Genomic DNA, 16,227 nt, shown 5'->3' on the forward strand with positions numbered 1-16,227 from the left:
TGACCGGTCTTAAAGCGCCGCCTTCAGCGCGGCGACGAGGTCGGTCTTTTCCCAACTGAAGCCGCCATCGGCGTCCGGCGTGCGGCCGAAGTGGCCATAGGCGGCCGAACGCTGGTAGATCGGGCGGTTAAGGCCCAACTGGGTGCGGATGCCGCGCGGTGTGAGCGCAAAGCCCAGCTTGGCCGGATCAGCCAGCACGGCTTCGATGGCGGTTTCCGATACGGTGCCGGTGCCGTGCAGATCGACGTGGATCGACAGCGGCGCCGCGACGCCGATGGCATAGCTCAACTGGATGGTGCAGCGCTTGGCGAAGCCAGCTGCGACGATATTCTTGGCGAGGTAGCGGCACACATATGCGGCCGAACGATCAACCTTGGTCGGGTCCTTGCCGCTGAAGGCGCCGCCGCCGTGCGGTGCGGCACCGCCATAGGTGTCCACAATGATCTTGCGGCCAGTCACGCCGGCATCGCCATCGGGGCCGCCGATTTCGAACTTGCCGGTGGGGTTGAGGTGCAAGACCGTATCGGCGCTGAGGAAGCTGGCCGGCAGCACGTTGGCCAGCACGCCCTTCACATAGGTTTCCAGTTCGGCGAACTTGGCGGCGTCGCCGCCCTTTTCGCCATCCTTTTCCCACGGCTTGCAATAATCCGGCGCGTGCTGGGTCGAAACCACGATGGCCATGGCGGCCACCGGTACTTCGTTTTCGTAGCGCAGGGTCACCTGGCTTTTGGCATCCGGCTCCAGGAACGGCGCGACGCCGCTGTGACGGTCATCCGCCATCTGCTTGAGGATGCGGTGCGAATAATAGAGCGTCGCCGGCATCAGATCCGGGGTTTCATCGGTGGCATAGCCGAACATGATGCCCTGGTCGCCAGCGCCTTCGTCCTTGTTGCCGCTGGCATCGACGCCCTGGGCGATGTCCGACGATTGCGGGTGCAGGTGGTTTTCAAAGGTCAGGTTCTGCCAGTGGAAGCCCGACTGTTCATAACCGATGCGCTTCACCGTCTCGCGCACGGCGCGCTGGATTTCTTCCTGGGCGCCCGGTTCCCAATTACCGGCCACATCGATCATGCCGCGGCCACGCACTTCACCGGCCAGCACGACGCGGTTTGTGGTGGTCAGCGTTTCGCAGGCGACACGCGCTTCCGGGTCCTTGGCCAGGAACAGATCGACGACGGCGTCGGAAATCTGGTCCGCCACCTTGTCGGGATGGCCTTCGGACACGGATTCGGAGGTGAAGATGAAGCTGCTGCGGGTCATGACACACTTCTCACGATGAGGGGACGCGCCGTCATACGCACGGCAGCCCTCTCATGCAAGTCGCATAACGACATCTTTATATCATTAATCGTCTCTCATCACGCCGTGATGGTGCGCATCGGCCGGGGCGGCGGCGGTGGCCGGTGCCGTTCCACCAGCCACCCGGCCAGTGCCAGCAGTAGCGCCAGCACTGCCACCGGATACAGGCCCAACCGAGCGAACAAGGATTCGGGTTGCGGCGGCGGCAGGCTGGTCACGATGGTGCCGATCTCGCCCTGGCTTAGCGACGAGCGCACCCGGCCAAAGCCATCAACCACCGCGCTGATGCCGGTAGGGGTGGCGCGGGCAACCGGCAGGCGTTCCTCGATGGCGCGCAGTCGCGATTGCGCCAGATGCTGCGGCGGCCCCCAGGCGCCGAACCAGGCATCGTTGGAAACATTGGCGATCCAGCCTGGCCGGTTGCCCCGATCGGCCACGGCCTGCGGGAAGGCGATTTCGTAACAGATCATCGGCGACACGCTGGTGAAGCCCGGCAGCATCAGCGTGCGCGGGCCAGGGCCGGCAGCGAAATCGAAATCGCCGGGGACGAGCCGGGCGATGCCCAGCGGCTCCAGCCAATCGCGCAACGGCACATATTCGCCCAGCGGCACCAGATGCGCCTTGTCGAACCGGGCGACGATGCGGCCGTCACCGGCGATGGCAAACAGGCTGTTGGCATAGCGCGCGCTGCCATCGCGGTTGCGGCTCACCCCGGTGCCACCGGCCATCAGCAGATCGCCGCGGCCGATGCTGCCGGCAATGCGGGCCAGCGCCGACGGATCGATTTCCACCAGTGCGTCGATGGCGCCTTCCGGCCACAGGATCAGCGTGGGCTTGCGCGGCAGCAGCGCGGTGCCGCCGCCGGCGGCTTCGGGCGTGGGTGCGGCAAGGCCGGGGGCCAGCTTGTTCTTCAGTTCGCCCGTCACCTTGTCGGCAGTGGGCGGCACCGGTGAGACTACGCCTTCGGTTTCGGTGAGTTCCCGCCGCGCCACTTCGGCATTCTCCAGCACCGGTCGCCCGGCTTGCGCGGCCTGGTTCAGCCCTTGCCGGGTCAGCCTGATATAGGTGGCCAAGTGGCGTTCAGCAGCGGCGGTGTCATAGCGTTCATCCTGGCCAATCCCCGGTTGCACGATCACTAGCGGTGTTCCGATGAAATCATTCTCGGTGATCATGCTGCCGCCCAGCAGTGCCAGCAGGAGGGTAGCCGCCAGCGTGGCGATGCCCGCTCCCCGCCAGCGGCCGGGATTGCGGACCAGCCACAGCAGCGCCATGCCGCAGGCCAGCGCCAGCATCGAAAGCCCGGTACTGCCCACCACCGATGCCAGTTGCGCCACCGGCGTTTCCAGCCACATTGCCCCGGCCGGGTTCCAAGCAAAGCCGGTGAGCAATGTGCCGCGCAAGGTTTCGGCCAGCGGCCAGAGCGCCACCAGCCACAGCGCACGCGCCACCGGCTTCTTCGCCAGTCGCACCGCCAGCCCGGCCGGAAGCGCCACGAACAGTGCAAGATACATGGCGAGGCCGATCACCGCGACCCAGCCCAGTGCGGCCGGCATCTTGGCCTGATAGGTGAAGGACGTGGCGATCCAGTTCAGCGACACGGCAAACATCGCCGTCCCGAACAGCCAGCCACGCCCAGCCGCCGCCCAGCCGCTGTCGGCGGTGACGACCAGATGGGCAAACAGTGCCAGGCCAACCAGGCCCAACGGCCACAGGTTGAGCGGCGCGAAGGCCAGAGCGGTGGCGGCGCCGGCAACAGCTGCGACGATCAGATTGCGAGGTCCCTGCATGGCCGCCGGTGGTAGCCGGCTGCCACGCCGGAGGCCAGTGGCCTTTTGATGACAGGCCGGCCGCAATTCGGCAGTGGCAGCCCGCGCGGCGCCGTGCCACAGAGGCGGCGATGGCTTCCGCTCCGACTGCTGCATCTGTGCCCCCGCCAGAGCTGGCTCTGGCGTTGACCGGCGTTACGCTGGCGCTGGGTGGCCACCCGGTTCTGGCCGGCATCGATCTGGTGGTGCGCCAGGGCCAGTTCGTCGCGCTGGTCGGCGCGTCCGGGGCGGGCAAGTCCAGCCTGCTCAGGCTGATCAACCGCATGCTGGACCCTGATGCCGGCACAGTCGCCGTGCACGGCGCCAATGTCGCCGGCCTTGATGCGATGCAGCTGCGGCGTGGCATCGGCTATGCCGTGCAAGGCGGCGGGCTGTTTCCGCACTGGACGGTGGCCGACAATATCGCGGCGGTGCCCTGGCTGCTGGGCTGGCCCAAGCCAAAGCGCATGGAACGGGCGGCGGAATTGATGGCGATGCTGGAACTGCCGCCGCATCTGGCGCAGCGCTTCCCAGTCGAACTGTCGGGCGGGCAGGCCAGCCGGGTGGGGCTGGCGCGGGCGCTGGCCGTCAGCCCGAAACTGCTGTTGCTTGATGAACCCTTCGGCGCGCTTGATCCCGAGACCCGCGACGAGCTTGGCGACCGCCTGCTGGCGCTGCACCGGGCGCAGGGGCTGACAACAGTGATGGTCACCCACGATCTGGCCGATGCACTGCTGCGGGCTGATCTGATGGTGGTGCTGGATGGTGGGCGGGTCGTCGCCTGCGGGCCGCCCGCCAAAGTGGCCGCGGATCCGCACGCAGCGGTGCAGAATCTGGTGGCCACGCCATTGGCGCAGGCACGAGCACTTGCCGGGATGGGCAAATGATTGCCGGCTGGGAAACCCTGCCCTCGGCACTGGCGGCGCACCTTGCGATTAGTGCAGCGGCCTTGGCGCTGGCGCTGCTGGTGGCAACGCCGCTGGTGCTGCTGATGCCGGGCCGGCCCTGGCTGCGGCGCACGGTGATGGGGCTGGCCAGCGTGGTGCAGACGGTGCCGGCCCTCGCGCTGTTGGCGCTGTTCTTCCCGCTGCTGGTGCTGCTGCGCAATCTCACCGGGCTGCCGGTGCCGTCGCTGGGCCTGCTGCCGTCGCTGCTGGCGCTGGCGCTCTATGCGCTGCTGCCGCTGCTGCGCGGCGGGGCGGGCGGGCTGGCCGCAGTGCCGGACAGCGTGCGCGATGCGGCCCGCGCCATCGGCATGAGCGCCAGCCAGCGCCTGTTCCATGTTGAACTCTCGCTGGCCGTGCCTGTGGTAATGGGCGGCGTGCGCACGGCCGCGGTGTGGACCATCGGTGCCGCCACCTTGGCCACCATGGTGGGGCAGGAGAGTTTGGGCGATCTGATCTTTGCCGGGCTGCAACTGCAGGATTGGCAGCAGGTGCTGCTCGGCTGCGTGGCGGCCGCCGCGCTGGCGTTGATCGTTGATGGCGCGCTCGGTTGTTGCCAGCGCGGCATTGCCGAACGGCGCTGGGCGCCGGCCGCCAAGGGCCTTGTCCTCCTCGGCCTGCTGGCGGCGGGCGTCACCGGCTGGTGGCTGCAGAGCCGCCCGGCCACCCAGGTCAGGCCAGTGCTGATCGGCACCAAGACGTTTTCCGAGCAATATATACTGGCCGAACTGATTGCGGCCGATCTGCGCACCGCCGGCCAGCCCACGGACGTGCGGTCCGGCCTCGGCTCGGGCATTGCCTTCAAGAGCCTGGCGGCCGGCGGCATCGATATTTCCATCGATTACACCGGCACGTTGTGGACCCAGGCACTGGACCGCAGTGATGTCGTGCCGCGTGCCGAGATGCTGCGCATCCTCTCCGAACAGTTGAAATCCCGCTATGGCGTTACCGTGGCGGCGCGGCTGGGCTTTGAAAATGCCTACGCACTGGCCATGCGGCGGGCCGATGCCGAACGGCTGGGCGTGCGCAGCATTTCCGATCTGGCGCATGTGGCGGACCAGTTGAAACTGGCCACCGATCTGGAATTTCTATCGCGCGCCGAGTGGACGGCGATGCGCAGCGCCTATGGCCTCGAATTTGCCAGCATGCGCGCTTTCACCCCGGTGCTGATGGTGGCGGCGCTTAAGGATGGGGCAGCGGACGTGATCACCGCCTACAGCAGCGATGGCGCGCTGGCCGGGGCCGATATCGTGTTGCTCACCGATGATCGTGGGGCGCTGCCGGCCTATGATGCGCTGCTGCTGGTGGCGCCGGGCCGCGATGATCTGGCGCGGCGGCTGGCGCGCTATGACGGCCGCATTTCGGTTGATGCCATGCGCATCGCCAACTGGCAGGCCGATCGCCCCACCAACAAGCGCAGCCCGGCCGAAGCGGCGCGCTGGCTGGCCAAGGAAACTGGCTTGCAGCGTTGAGCCGCCCGGGCCAAGCTGTGGCCCATGAAGAAACTCCTCCTCGCCCTGCTCCTGATGTTCGCTGCCCCGGCGTTTGCCGGCACGCCGGCTGATCTCCACGCGCTGTTCGCCGATTGGCGGCGCTTCCATGCCGGGCCGGGTGGCGTTCCGGATTACACGCCGCCGGCTGTTGCCGCCCGCGCCGAGGCGCTGAAGGGCTTTCAGGCGAAACTTGCTGCCATTGACACCAAGGGCTGGAACGCCGCCGACAAGGTGGATTGGCAGTTGGTGCAGGCCGAAATGAACGGCCTGAAGTTCGATTTGGAGGTGGCTAAGCCTTGGGCCCGCGATCCGGCCTGGTATCTTTCGCTGTGGAACGCGCAGAGCGACACGCCCGATCATGAAGGCCCTGTCCACGTCGCGCCGATCGATGTGTGGCGGTACAATTTCCCGCTCACCAAGCCGGATGCCGAACGGCTGGCCGGCGAATTGGCGCATATATCGCCATTGCTGGCCCAGGCGCGCGGGAACCTGACCGGCAACGCGGCCGACCTGTGGAACGCCAGTCCGGTCACGTTGGCCGAACAGGAAGAGGGGCTGGTGGGTCTTGCTGCCAAGGTGAAGGGGCACAAGCTGCTTGAACGCCGCGTCGCCGAAGCGCTGGCCGCCACGCGGGATTTCATCGCCTGGGTGAAGGCCGAGGCACCGAAGAAGTCAGGCCCGTCCGGCGTCGGGGTGGAGGCCTACAACTGGTATCTGAAGCACGTGCAGCTTTCGCCCTATACCTGGGAACAGGAGGTTGCGATCCTGTCCCGCGAGCTGGCCCGTGCCCATGCTGGCCTGCGGCTGGAGGAAAATAACCACAAGGCGCTGCCGCCGCTGACCAGCCCGGCCAGCCAGGCGGAATGGGACGCGAAGAGCCTGGCCGACATCGATCATTTCATCGACTTCATGGACAAGACCGGGGTCGCCACCATCCAACCCTACATGAAGCCCGAACTGGCCAAGCGCATCGGCAAATGGGTGCCGGCGGAACAACAGAATTTCTTCGCCATCGCGCAGGGCCGCGCGCCCAACAGCCTGTTCGCGCATTTCTATCACTGGTGGGATCTGGCCGAGATGCAGGTGCGCCCGCACCCTTCGCCGATCCGGCGCGGGCCGCTGCTGTACAACATCTGGATCAGCCGGTCCGAAGGCAATGCCACGGCGATGGAAGCCATGATGCTGGATGCCGGCCTGTTCGACAACAAGCCGCGGTCGCGCGAAGTCGTCTGGATCATGCAGGCCCAGCGCGCGGCGCGCGGGCTGGCCTCACTCTACGCTCAGGCCAACAAGATCGACCTCAAGGCCGCGATGGCGATGCAGGTGGCCCGCACCCCCAACGGCTGGATGAGCCCCGATCTGCCGCTGCTCGGCTTTGAACAGTCGCTCTATCTGCGACAGGTGGGCTACGGGCCCAGCTACATCACCGGCAAGGCCCAGATCGAACAGCTGTTTGCCGAAGTGGCCGAGCAGGAACGCGCCAGTCTGCCCGGCGGCACCTTCACGGTGAAGGGCTTTTATGATCGGCTGGGCGGCTTCGGCATGATCCCGGTCAGCCTCATTCGTGAACAGTGGTTGGGTGTTCCGGTCGGCCAATAAGGCCGACACGGCTCACTTTGCGGCGCGCGGGATCAGATGCAGCTGCGTCTGCCGTCCATCGATCCAGCGGAAGCTGCTGCCGTTCCAGAACCCATCAACTTCCAGCGGGAAGCGGATTTCGGCGTTGCTCCATTCCGGCACCTTGGCGAGCGCCGCCAGTTCGATCGACCAGGCCGTATCGGCATAGATGCGATAGTCGCCGCGACCGGGGATCGGGTTCTGATGTTCCCAATTGCCGATCCATGGCCCGGCGCCATGGCCGTGCAAACCGATGCTGTGCGTGTAGATGATCGGGTTGGTGCCAGCGGCAATCGCCTTCTGGCGCGCGGCCATCAGCACTTCGTTGCCGGTGGCGCCGGTCTTGAAACTGGCAACCAGCGCATCCTGCACCTTGTTGGCTGCGGCCATGCCGGCCTTCAAGCCCGCCGATGCGTCCGTTTCGCCGGGGCGCAGCACATAGGCCAGTTGCTGCGTGTCGGTCTTCAGGCCCAGCATGCCGGCGCAGAAATCGACATGCAGCAGATCGCCGGGCATGATCACCGGGTTTTCCGGCAGGGTCTGCCGGCCCGGCGTGATACCGGGGGCGCCCGCGCGCTGCACCGTTACCGAAGGCTGGCACCAGGCATCCTGGCGCAGATCGGCCAGCCGTTCGCGATACCACCAGACAACGTCTTGCGTGGTGGTCACGCCCGGCGTGATCACCTTTTCCGACAGGCCTTCGGGGATCAGCGAATGCGCCACGCGCATGATGCCGTTGTACACGTCCATGTCTTCGGGTGTGCGGGTTTCCAGATAGCCCAGCGCCATGCGTTCATGGCTTTCCAGCTTGGCTGCCGTGGGACCGAGTGCGGTCAGCAACTGGCGATGCTCACCCGCCGAAAGCCCGTTGGCCAGCGCGAACGTCGGGTTGATGTTGACGGCGATGCGCTTGGGGTTGCGCTCGGCGATCAGCTGCGCCACCCGGCCCCATTGCTCGGGCTGCGCTTCCGGATCCCAAGCCGCAGGGAAGATATCGCCAACCGGATAGCGCGACATGGCCAGCCGCTCGACGCCCTTCTCCGGTCCGCGATCGAAGAAGATCAGCACCATGGTGCGCCGCGCCGAAGCCCAGGTGGCCGGCAGCATCGTCTTCACCACCGGGTCTTCATTATACTCGCTGGAAACGAGGACCCACATGTCCACGCCCACTTCGCGCATGATCTTGGGCACGACTTGATCGAGCCGCGCCTTTATCAGCCGGTCGTGCGCCGCCACACGGTCGCGCAGACTTGGCACGCCCGGCCGCTGATAATCCTGTGCGGCGGATGCCGTGGCGGCCATGCTGGTGGCCAGCAACAATGCGGTGAGGATCGCCTTCATTTCCGTCTCCCTGTCTGGAGACGGCTGTAGGCGAGGTTGCGGCGCTTGTCAGCCAAGTTTGGGAAGGGTTCGGGCGCCGATGGTTCGGGCGCCGATGGTTCGGGCGGTGGTGCTGCCGGGGAGGATTGAACTCCCGACCTCAGCCTTACCAAGGATGCGCTCTACCACTGAGCTACGGCAGCACGGCCCGAACCAACCCGCATTAAAGCGGGAAGCGGCCCTATGGCCAAGCCCTCCCTCACTGTCAAGCACTGACGCCGCCGCACACTTGGGCTATGAGGCGAACCATGACCAAGGAAACCGAAAAGCAGGCACAGGCGCGCGCCGAACGGCTGGCGGCGGCGCTGCGGGCGAATCTGCGCAAGAGGAAAGGGCTGGGCGATACCGGCGATCCGGCACGCAGCCAGCACCCCTCTCAGACCGAAAAACCCGATTAGTTCCCGGTTGCCAGTGCCTTGGCCACAGCCGCGGTCACTTCCGGCGAGGTCGGCGTGGTCTTGGTGCCGAAGGCGGCGATCAGGCGGCCATCCTTGCCGATCAGATATTTGTGGAAGTTCCACTGCGGGGTCTTGTCTTCACCCAGCGTGTTCGCCGCCCACTTGTACAGCGGGATGGCCTTGGGGCCCTTGACCACGGCCTTTTCGGCCATCGGGAACTTGATGCCGAACTTGCTCTCGCAGAACTGCTTCACTTCGGCATTGCTGCCATATTCCTGGCCGCCGAAATCGCCTGACGGCACGCCCACCACCGTAAAGCCCTTGGCCTTGTAGCTGTCGTGCAGCGCCTGCAGGCCTTCATATTGCGGGGTGTAGCCGCACATCGACGCGGTGTTGACCAGCAGCACCACCTTGCCCTTGTACTGCGCCATCGGCATCGGCTTGCCGTCGATGGTCTTCAGCGTGAACTGGTGCAGGCTCTGCGGGGCGGGCGCGGCGGCGACGAGGGCAGTCAGCGCGGCGGCGGCGAGTGTAATGTACTTGATCATGGTAGTGGCTCCCGAACGTTATTTAGTGCGCTAATACCACGCCTGCAGGCTGCGGCGAAGGTGAAGGGTGACGCAGGGGCTCAGAGCGGTGCGCAGGCCTGTTCCAGCCAGCTCTGCTCGGCAGGATCAGTGAGCAACGGCCCGATTTCGGCCGCCACGCGGGCGTGATAGGCGTTCCACCAATCACGCTCATCGGCGGTGAGCAGGCTCACATCCACCAACCGCTTGTCGATTGGCGCCAGCGTCAGCTCCTTGAAGCCCATGATCTCGCGCTCGGCACCCTCGGCGCTGCGGCGTTCGACCAGCACGAGATTCTCGATGCGGATGCCGTAAGCGCCCTGCTTGTAATAGCCAGGTTCATTGGACAGGATCATGCCCGGCTGCAGCGGTTCGTCGCCGCCCGGCTGCGCCGACCACGCCGCCGCGATGCGCTGAGGGCCTTCGTGCACGGAAAGATAGCTGCCAACGCCGTGGCCGGTGCCGTGGTTGTAATCCAGGCCCACGCTCCACAGATGCTGGCGGGCCAGCGCGTCCAGCTGCACGCCCTTGGTGCCGGCCGGGAAGATGGCGCGGGCCAGTGCGATATGGCCCTTCAGCACGCGGGTGAAGCGGTCCTGCATCTCCGGGCTGGGGGTGCCCACGACCAGCGTGCGCGTCACATCTGTGGTGCCATCGCGATACTGGCCGCCCGAATCGACCAGATAGATGCTGTCGTGGGCTATCGGCAGATTGGTCTCGTCCGAAACGCGATAATGCGGCAGCGCGGCGTTGGGGCCGGCGGCGGAGATGGTGTCGAACGACAGATCTTCGAGGCTGTTGGTTTCGGCGCGGAACTGGCGCAGGCGTTCAGCAGCACCCAGCTCATCGATTCCGCCCTTGGGGGCCTCGCTGTCGAACCAGGCGAGGAAGCGTGTCAGCGCCGCGCCGTCACGCACATGGGCGGCGGTGGTACCGGCGATTTCGGTGGGGTTCTTGACGGCGCGCGGCAGCACGGTCGGGTCGCGGGCTTCGATGATGCGGGCACCGCCGGCTTCCAGCGCGTTGAAAATGGCGGCGACGCACGATTGCGTATCGACCACCACCGTCTGCCCAGTCATCGCCTTCAGCGCCTCGGCAAAACTGTGGCGCGGCTGGCAGCGCACGGCATCGCCCAGATGCGCACGCACGGCCGGGGTGAGCTTGCCGGGTGCAGTGAACAGGTCAACCGAGCCATCCTTGTGTGCGATCACGAAGGCCAAAGCGACCGGCGTGCGCGAGACATCCTTGCCGCGGATGTTCAGCAGCCACGCAATCGAATCCAGCGCGGCAATCACCACCGCATCGGCGCCCTTGCCGGCCAGCCATGCGGCCACTTCGGCGCGCTTGTCGGCATGGGCACGGCCGGCGAACTGGTCATCATGCACTTCCAGTGGCGCCAGGCTCGGCGCCGGGCGGTCGGTCCACGCCGCATCGATCGGGTTCCTTGTCACCGCCACCAGCTCGGCGCCACGCGGCTTGAGCTGCCCAGCGGCCTGCTTGGCCCAGGCGCTGGTGTGCAGCCAGGGATCATAGCCGATGCGCTGGCCGGCCTGCGCCTGTTCCCCCAGCCACTGCGCGGCGCTGGTTTGCGGCACGTCTTCATAGGCAAACAGATCCGCCGGCACCTGCTGGCGCACCTGCACCGTGTAACGGCCATCGGTGAACATCGCGGCCTGATCCGCCATCACAACCGCGCTGCCGGCGCTGCCGCCAAAACCGCTGATCCACGCCAGCCGCTGGGCATATTCGCCGACATATTCGCTCATATGCTCATCGGTGAGCGGCACCACGAAACCGGCAAGATTTTGGGTGGCAAGTTCGGCGCGCAGGGCTGCGAGGCGGCTGGCAATGGTGGACACGGACAATCTTCCCTCTATCAATGCCCACTCAGATAGGCGCACTGCCCCCGCGCCTCAAGCACAGGAAATCTTGATGCGTTTGTTTGTTGCCGGGCTGTTTGCCCTGCTGTCGTTTTCCGGAGCCGCTGCCCAGATGAACCCGCCAATTGCTGCCAAACGCCCGTACAGCTTCACCCATCATGGCATCACGGTGGAAGATCCGTACAACTGGCTGAAGGATCCCGGCTATCCCACCGTCGATGATGCCGATGTGCTGGCCTATCTAACCGCCGAAAATGCGTATTTCGAATCGCAGATGGCGCCCATCGCGGCCCTTAAGGATCGGCTGTACGAAGAATTGAAAGGCCGGGTGCAGCAGGATGATGCCTCGGTGCCGGTGCCCAACGGCGCGTTTGAATATTGGTGGCAGTTCAAGCCCGGTGACCAGTATCGCACGTGGGTGCGGCGGCCCCGATCAGGCGGCGCGGAGCAACTGGCGCTGTCCGAACCCGAACTCGCCAAGGGGTTGGACTATTTCCGCCTTGGCGCGCAATCGGTCAGCCCGGATGGCCGCCTGCTGGCCTATGCCACCGATACCGATGGCAGCGAGCGGTTCACCATCCGTATCCGCGACATCGCCAGTGGAAGCGACATTGAGACCGTTACCAAGGTCAGCGTTGGCGGCGTCGAGTGGACGGCCGACTCCAAGGCCATCGTCTGGACCGAGGTCAACGACAATTGGCGGCGCATCAAGGCGCGGCTGCACGTGCTTGGCCAGACTGGTGAAGACCGCGTGCTGTACGAGGAAACCGAGGACAAGGGCTTCGGTGTTTCCGTGGCCAAGAGCCAAGATGGCCACTTGCTGATCATCAACACGTCAGATCATGTGACGAGCGAAGTGCGGCTGGTGCCGGCCGCCAATCCCACCGCGCCGCCGCTGCTGGTCAAGCGCCGCCAGGCCGGGGTGAGCTATGAAGTGGATGTGCGGGGGGATCGCTTGTTCATCCGCACCAACGATGATCATGTGAATTTCCGCGTCGCCACCGCCAGCCTCAAGGCACCGGGCGACTGGACGACATTGATCGCTGGTTCGGATCGCGATTACATCACCGGCATCGCCGCTTTCACGTCGTATCTCGGCGTGCAGGGCCGCCGCGACGGGCTGGATCGCATCGTGCTGCGCAAGGACGACGGCAGCGAGACCGTGCTGCCCTTCACCGAAGCGGCTTATACGGCCAGCATCGGCAGCAATTTGGAGGCTGATGCCCCGCTGCTGCGCGTCAACTACGCCTCGATGGTCACGCCGGCTACGGTCTATGATTATGACGTAAAGGCCGGCGCACTCGTCACCCGAAAGGTGCAGAAAGTGCCATCGGGTTATGACGCCAGCCAATATGAAAGCCAGCGCTTCTTCGTGACGGCGCGGGACGGCGTGAAGGTGCCGGTCGCGATTGTCTACAAGAAGGGCTTCAAGCCGGATGGCACCGGCAAGCTGCATCTTTATGCCTATGGCGCCTATGGCATCCCGACCATGCCGGGCTTTTCGGCCAACCGGCTGAGCCTGCTGGATCGCGGCATGGCCTTTGCCGTCGCCCAGATCCGCGGCGGCGATGATCTGGGCTATGAATGGTATCTTGATGGCAAGCTCGCCAAGCGCACCAACACGTTCAACGATTTCGTTGATATCGCAAAGGGCCTGGTCACGGCCAGCTGGGCGGCGCCGGGGATGATCTCGGCCAGTGGCGGTTCGGCGGGCGGCGAGCTGATGGGCGCCATCGTCAACCAGGCACCGGAACAGTTCCGCGCTGTCGTCGCCCATGTGCCGTTTGTCGATGTGCTCAACACCATGCTGGATGAATCGCTGCCGCTCACGCCGGGCGAATGGCCAGAATGGGGCAACCCCATTACCAGCAAGGCCGATTTCGAGCTGATCCGTTCTTACTCGCCCTACGATCAGGTGACCGCACAGGCCTACCCGCCGCTGATGGTGACCGCCGGTCTGAACGATCCGCGCGTCACCTATTGGGAACCGGCCAAGTGGGTGGCCAAGCTGCGCGACCTGAAAACGGACCAGAATGTGCTGATCTTCAAGACCAACATGGGCGCCGGCCACGGCGGCAAGTCCGGGCGCTTTGCGGCGCTGGAAGAGCTGGCGGAGGAATATGCCTTCATCCTCACCCAGTTCGGGCTCGGCGATGCCCCCGCCCGCTGACCGCCGCAGCTTTTCGATCAATGTCACTGCCGCGGCGGCCGACATCGATGAGCTGGGCCACGTCAACAACGCAGTCTATCTCAAATGGATTCAGGACGTGGCGACGGTGCACTGGAGTGCGGTCGCTCCCCCTGAGCACCGCGACACCTATGTGTGGGTCGTGAACCGGCACGAGATCGACTATCTGCGGCAGACGCTGGACGGCGAAACGCTGACGCTGACCACCTGGGTGGGCGGGCCCAAGGGCGCGCGCTTTGATCGCCATGTCGAGATCGCCGGCCCTGATGGCGCGATCCGCGTGAAGGCAGTCACCACCTGGGCCATCATCGACAAGGCCACCGGCCGCCTCGCTCGCGTCCGGCCCGAGATTGCCGCGCCGTTTATGCAAGGCTGATTCAGGCTGGCCTGAACAGCGTGAACAGGTGGACTGCGGCAAACAGCACGCCGGCCACGCCCGCAAAGGCGATCCCGTTCCACGGCAGATGCGCGTGCCAGGCCAGCGGAGCCCGGGTGCGTGCCACGCCGCCCAGTGCGCCAGCCAGGGCCAGCGCCACGCCGGTGGCGAGCAGAGCAAACGTGGTTTCCTGATCCATCGGGCGCGCTTTGGCAGGCCATTCAGCCACAGGCAATGTCCTGCCTTGCAGGTGGTGCAGGACAAAGCTACCCATAAGCCCATCGTTCCTCTGGGGAGAAACCGCATGATCCGTCATTTCGTTGCCGCCGCTATCGTGGCCACCGTGGCCGTGCCCGCTGCCGCTGGCCCGATCGAAGACGCCATTGCCGGCAGCTGGCGCAAACCGGCCGACAAGGCACGTGACCAGTATCGCCACCCTGCGCAGACGCTGAAATTCCTCGGCGTGAAGCCCGGCCAGACCGTGGTGGAAGTGTCACCGGGCGGCGGCTGGTACACCGAAATCCTGGCACCGGCGATGAAGGGCAACGGCAAATATGTCGCCGGCCTCGCCAACCCGCTGGCTTCGGTGAACGCCGCCAAGAGTGTCGAGAGTTTCAAGATCAAGTATGCCGACAAGGCGATTTATGGCGATATCGGCATCGGCACGTTCGGCAAGGGTGTCGCCGATATCGTGGAGCCCGGCAGCGCCGACGTGGTGCTCACATTCCGCAACGTTCACAACTGGCACATGGGCGGCTGGGATCAGGAAGCCTTCAACGCCTTCTTCAAGGCCCTGAAGCCGGGCGGTACGCTGGGCGTGGTCGAACACCGCCTGCCGGAAGGCCGCCCGGATGCCGACATGAAGAAGAGCGGCTACATGAAGGTGTCGTACGTCAAGATGCTGGCGGAAAAGGCCGGCTTCAAGCTGGCTGGTTCTTCGGAAGTGAACGCCAATCCGAAGGACACCAAGGATTATCCGGACGGTGTGTGGACCCTGCCGCCGACCTTCGCCAAGGGCGACGTGGACAAGGCCAAGTTTGCCGCCATCGGCGAATCTGACCGCATGACGCTGAAGTTCGTAAAGCCGAAGTGAGCTGTTGGCCCTCTCCCCGCTAGGGGGGGAGGGCCAAGACTCAGCTGAAGCGCCGCACCGCCGGCTCAGTATCCGGCAACCGCGCGATCACGTTGGCCAGCGGCTCCGTCACCACCCGCATCCAGTGCGCGTTGGCGTGGCAGAGGCGGTCGCCCTCCATCAGCAGCCCGACATGGCCTGGCCAGAACACAAGATCACCGGCCTCACGCGCAGCGAATTTCACCGGCTCGCCCATCGCCACCTGCAGATCGGTGTCGCGGCGCAGGGCGATGCCTTCGGCGGCCAGCGCCTGCTGCACCAGCCCGGAACAATCAACGCCATCGGGGCTGCGGCCGCCCCACAAATAGGGCGCATCGGCAAACAGCGCGGCGGCGGCGAAGCGACTGGCGGGCGCGCCTTCGATATGGCGGCGATGCACGAATCCACTGCCGGCCAGCGCCAGGAAATCGCCCTCCATCACGCCGGCCACACGCGCGGCGAAAGGCAGTTCATGCAGAACCGCCGCCTTGATGCTGGCCGCGGCAAACACCGGCGCGCGCCGGGCGCTGATGCGGTCGGTCGGATCGGTAACGGGCAGGGCAAGCGCCTCGAAGGGCGCCCAACCAATGTAGCGATCATGCAACGAACGCCCGAGTGCGAAGCCGGCCTTAACCTCGACAATCTCGAAGGTCTCACCAAACAGCAGCTCGCTGACCGCCTCGGCCGCCGCGTCCGGCCCGCTGCGCACCGTCACGCGCGGCGCCGTGCACACCAGTGGTCGCGGCTCGACATAGCGTATCGCGCCGATTTCACCGGCGAGCGCCAGTTCCACCACCTCCGGCCCGGCAAACCACTCGCGCGGTTCGAAACGCTGGGCCGGGCCCCGCAAAACCCAACTCATCCGAAACGACTCCGCAGCATTGCCCAGCTCGCCCGCAGGGCCAGCGCTTCGCCGCCCTTAGGGCGGCCGGGGCGGCTGGCGTTGTTCCACGCGAACGTATCGAAATGCACCCACGGCACGCCGGTGGGCACGAATTTTTCCAGGAACAGCGCCGCGGTGATGGCGCCGGCAAAGCCGCCATCGGCGCTGTTGACCATGTCGGCCAGGCTGGATTTCAGCATGTCGTGATAAGGCGCCCACAGCGGCAGGCGCCACACCGGATCGCCCACCTGTGCACCGGCGGCAACCAACTCGCTGGCCAATGCGTC

14 protein-coding genes, 1 tRNA gene and 1 pseudogene are annotated in these 16,227 nt (G+C 65.7%); 7 read left to right on the forward strand and 9 right to left on the reverse strand.

The genetic code is table 11. The annotated features are described in order from the left end of the window. Window positions 1–9: 9 nt before the first annotated feature. Both metK and lnt read right to left on the reverse strand, forming a co-directional pair. Window positions 10–1,260 carry a methionine adenosyltransferase gene (gene metK, locus Q7O19_RS07345; RefSeq protein ID WP_303809607.1) on the reverse strand — a complete coding sequence of 417 codons (1,251 nt, stop codon included), beginning with the start codon at window positions 1,258–1,260 and terminating at the stop codon, window positions 10–12. Window positions 1,261–1,358: 98 nt separating this feature from the next. Next, window positions 1,359–3,086: an apolipoprotein N-acyltransferase gene (gene lnt, locus Q7O19_RS07350; RefSeq protein WP_303809608.1), complete on the reverse strand. Its 1,728-nt coding sequence runs from the start codon at window positions 3,084–3,086 to the stop codon at window positions 1,359–1,361. A gap of 110 nt (window positions 3,087–3,196) precedes the next feature. On the opposite strand from lnt, the gene Q7O19_RS07355 reads away from it, so the two are divergent. The 3 genes from Q7O19_RS07355 to Q7O19_RS07365 are packed head-to-tail and all read left to right on the forward strand — an operon-like array spanning window position 3,197 to window position 7,140. Further along, complete coding sequence (locus tag Q7O19_RS07355) at window positions 3,197–3,991, forward strand: ATP-binding cassette domain-containing protein (protein WP_303809610.1); 795 nt, start codon at window positions 3,197–3,199, stop codon at window positions 3,989–3,991. After that, entirely contained in the window at window positions 3,988–5,520 is a 1,533-nt protein-coding gene (locus tag Q7O19_RS07360; protein ID WP_303809611.1) for an ABC transporter permease/substrate-binding protein, read from the forward strand. Before Q7O19_RS07355 ends, Q7O19_RS07360 begins: the two co-directional genes overlap by 4 nt. A 24-nt stretch (window positions 5,521–5,544) precedes the next feature. Continuing rightward, window positions 5,545–7,140: a DUF885 family protein gene (locus Q7O19_RS07365; protein ID WP_303809612.1), complete on the forward strand. Its 1,596-nt coding sequence runs from the start codon at window positions 5,545–5,547 to the stop codon at window positions 7,138–7,140. 12 nt (window positions 7,141–7,152) lie between these two features. Here the strand turns inward: Q7O19_RS07365 and Q7O19_RS07370 are convergent, their stop codons facing one another. Both Q7O19_RS07370 and Q7O19_RS07375 read right to left on the reverse strand, forming a co-directional pair. Then, window positions 7,153–8,499, reverse strand: coding sequence for a M24 family metallopeptidase (locus Q7O19_RS07370; RefSeq protein ID WP_303809614.1), 1,347 nt, complete (start codon window positions 8,497–8,499; stop codon window positions 7,153–7,155). A gap of 107 nt (window positions 8,500–8,606) precedes the next feature. Beyond that, a tRNA-Thr gene (locus tag Q7O19_RS07375) sits at window positions 8,607–8,681 on the reverse strand. A 105-nt stretch (window positions 8,682–8,786) separates the two neighbouring features. On the opposite strand from Q7O19_RS07375, the gene Q7O19_RS07380 reads away from it, so the two are divergent. Beyond that, complete coding sequence (locus tag Q7O19_RS07380; RefSeq protein ID WP_303809617.1) at window positions 8,787–8,936, forward strand: hypothetical protein; 150 nt, start codon at window positions 8,787–8,789, stop codon at window positions 8,934–8,936. Here Q7O19_RS07380 and Q7O19_RS07385 read toward each other — a convergent pair. After that, window positions 8,933–9,484 carry a glutathione peroxidase gene (locus Q7O19_RS07385; RefSeq protein WP_303809618.1) on the reverse strand — a complete coding sequence of 184 codons (552 nt, stop codon included), beginning with the start codon at window positions 9,482–9,484 and terminating at the stop codon, window positions 8,933–8,935. The two genes, Q7O19_RS07380 and Q7O19_RS07385, sit on opposite strands and share 4 nt — an antisense overlap. A gap of 80 nt (window positions 9,485–9,564) precedes the next feature. Beyond that, window positions 9,565–11,361 (reverse strand): aminopeptidase P family protein, encoded by a 1,797-nt coding sequence (locus tag Q7O19_RS07390; RefSeq protein WP_303809619.1) that lies wholly within the window; start codon window positions 11,359–11,361, stop codon window positions 9,565–9,567. 133 nt (window positions 11,362–11,494) lie between these two features. Here Q7O19_RS07390 and Q7O19_RS07395 point away from each other — a divergent pair, with 133 nt between their 5' ends. Further along, window positions 11,495–13,552 (forward strand): S9 family peptidase, encoded by a 2,058-nt coding sequence (locus Q7O19_RS07395; protein WP_303809624.1) that lies wholly within the window; start codon window positions 11,495–11,497, stop codon window positions 13,550–13,552. Then, a complete protein-coding gene (locus tag Q7O19_RS07400) occupies window positions 13,536–13,946 on the forward strand; it encodes a thioesterase family protein (RefSeq protein ID WP_303809620.1) in 411 nt (136 codons plus the stop codon). The genes Q7O19_RS07395 and Q7O19_RS07400 overlap by 17 nt, the downstream gene beginning before the upstream one ends. Window position 13,947: 1 nt before the next feature. On the opposite strand, the gene Q7O19_RS07405 is transcribed toward Q7O19_RS07400, so the two are convergent. Next, window positions 13,948–14,145: a hypothetical protein gene (locus Q7O19_RS07405; protein WP_303779732.1), complete on the reverse strand. Its 198-nt coding sequence runs from the start codon at window positions 14,143–14,145 to the stop codon at window positions 13,948–13,950. A 105-nt stretch (window positions 14,146–14,250) separates the two neighbouring features. On the opposite strand from Q7O19_RS07405, the gene Q7O19_RS07410 reads away from it, so the two are divergent. After that, window positions 14,251–15,039: a class I SAM-dependent methyltransferase gene (locus tag Q7O19_RS07410; RefSeq protein ID WP_303809622.1), complete on the forward strand. Its 789-nt coding sequence runs from the start codon at window positions 14,251–14,253 to the stop codon at window positions 15,037–15,039. A gap of 40 nt (window positions 15,040–15,079) precedes the next feature. Here Q7O19_RS07410 and Q7O19_RS07415 read toward each other — a convergent pair whose 3' ends face one another. Both Q7O19_RS07415 and Q7O19_RS07420 read right to left on the reverse strand, forming a co-directional pair. Continuing rightward, window positions 15,080–15,919, reverse strand: coding sequence for an NlpC/P60 family protein (locus tag Q7O19_RS07415; RefSeq protein ID WP_303809623.1), 840 nt, complete (start codon window positions 15,917–15,919; stop codon window positions 15,080–15,082). Further along, window positions 15,916–16,227: pseudogene (locus Q7O19_RS07420) on the reverse strand (leucyl aminopeptidase family protein); the annotation flags it as partial. The gene Q7O19_RS07415 and the pseudogene Q7O19_RS07420, both read right to left, overlap by 4 nt.

The sequence above is a fragment of the Sandarakinorhabdus limnophila DSM 17366 genome (genome assembly GCF_945882885.1).
Taxonomy (GTDB): domain Bacteria; phylum Pseudomonadota; class Alphaproteobacteria; order Sphingomonadales; family Sphingomonadaceae; genus Sandarakinorhabdus; species Sandarakinorhabdus limnophila_A.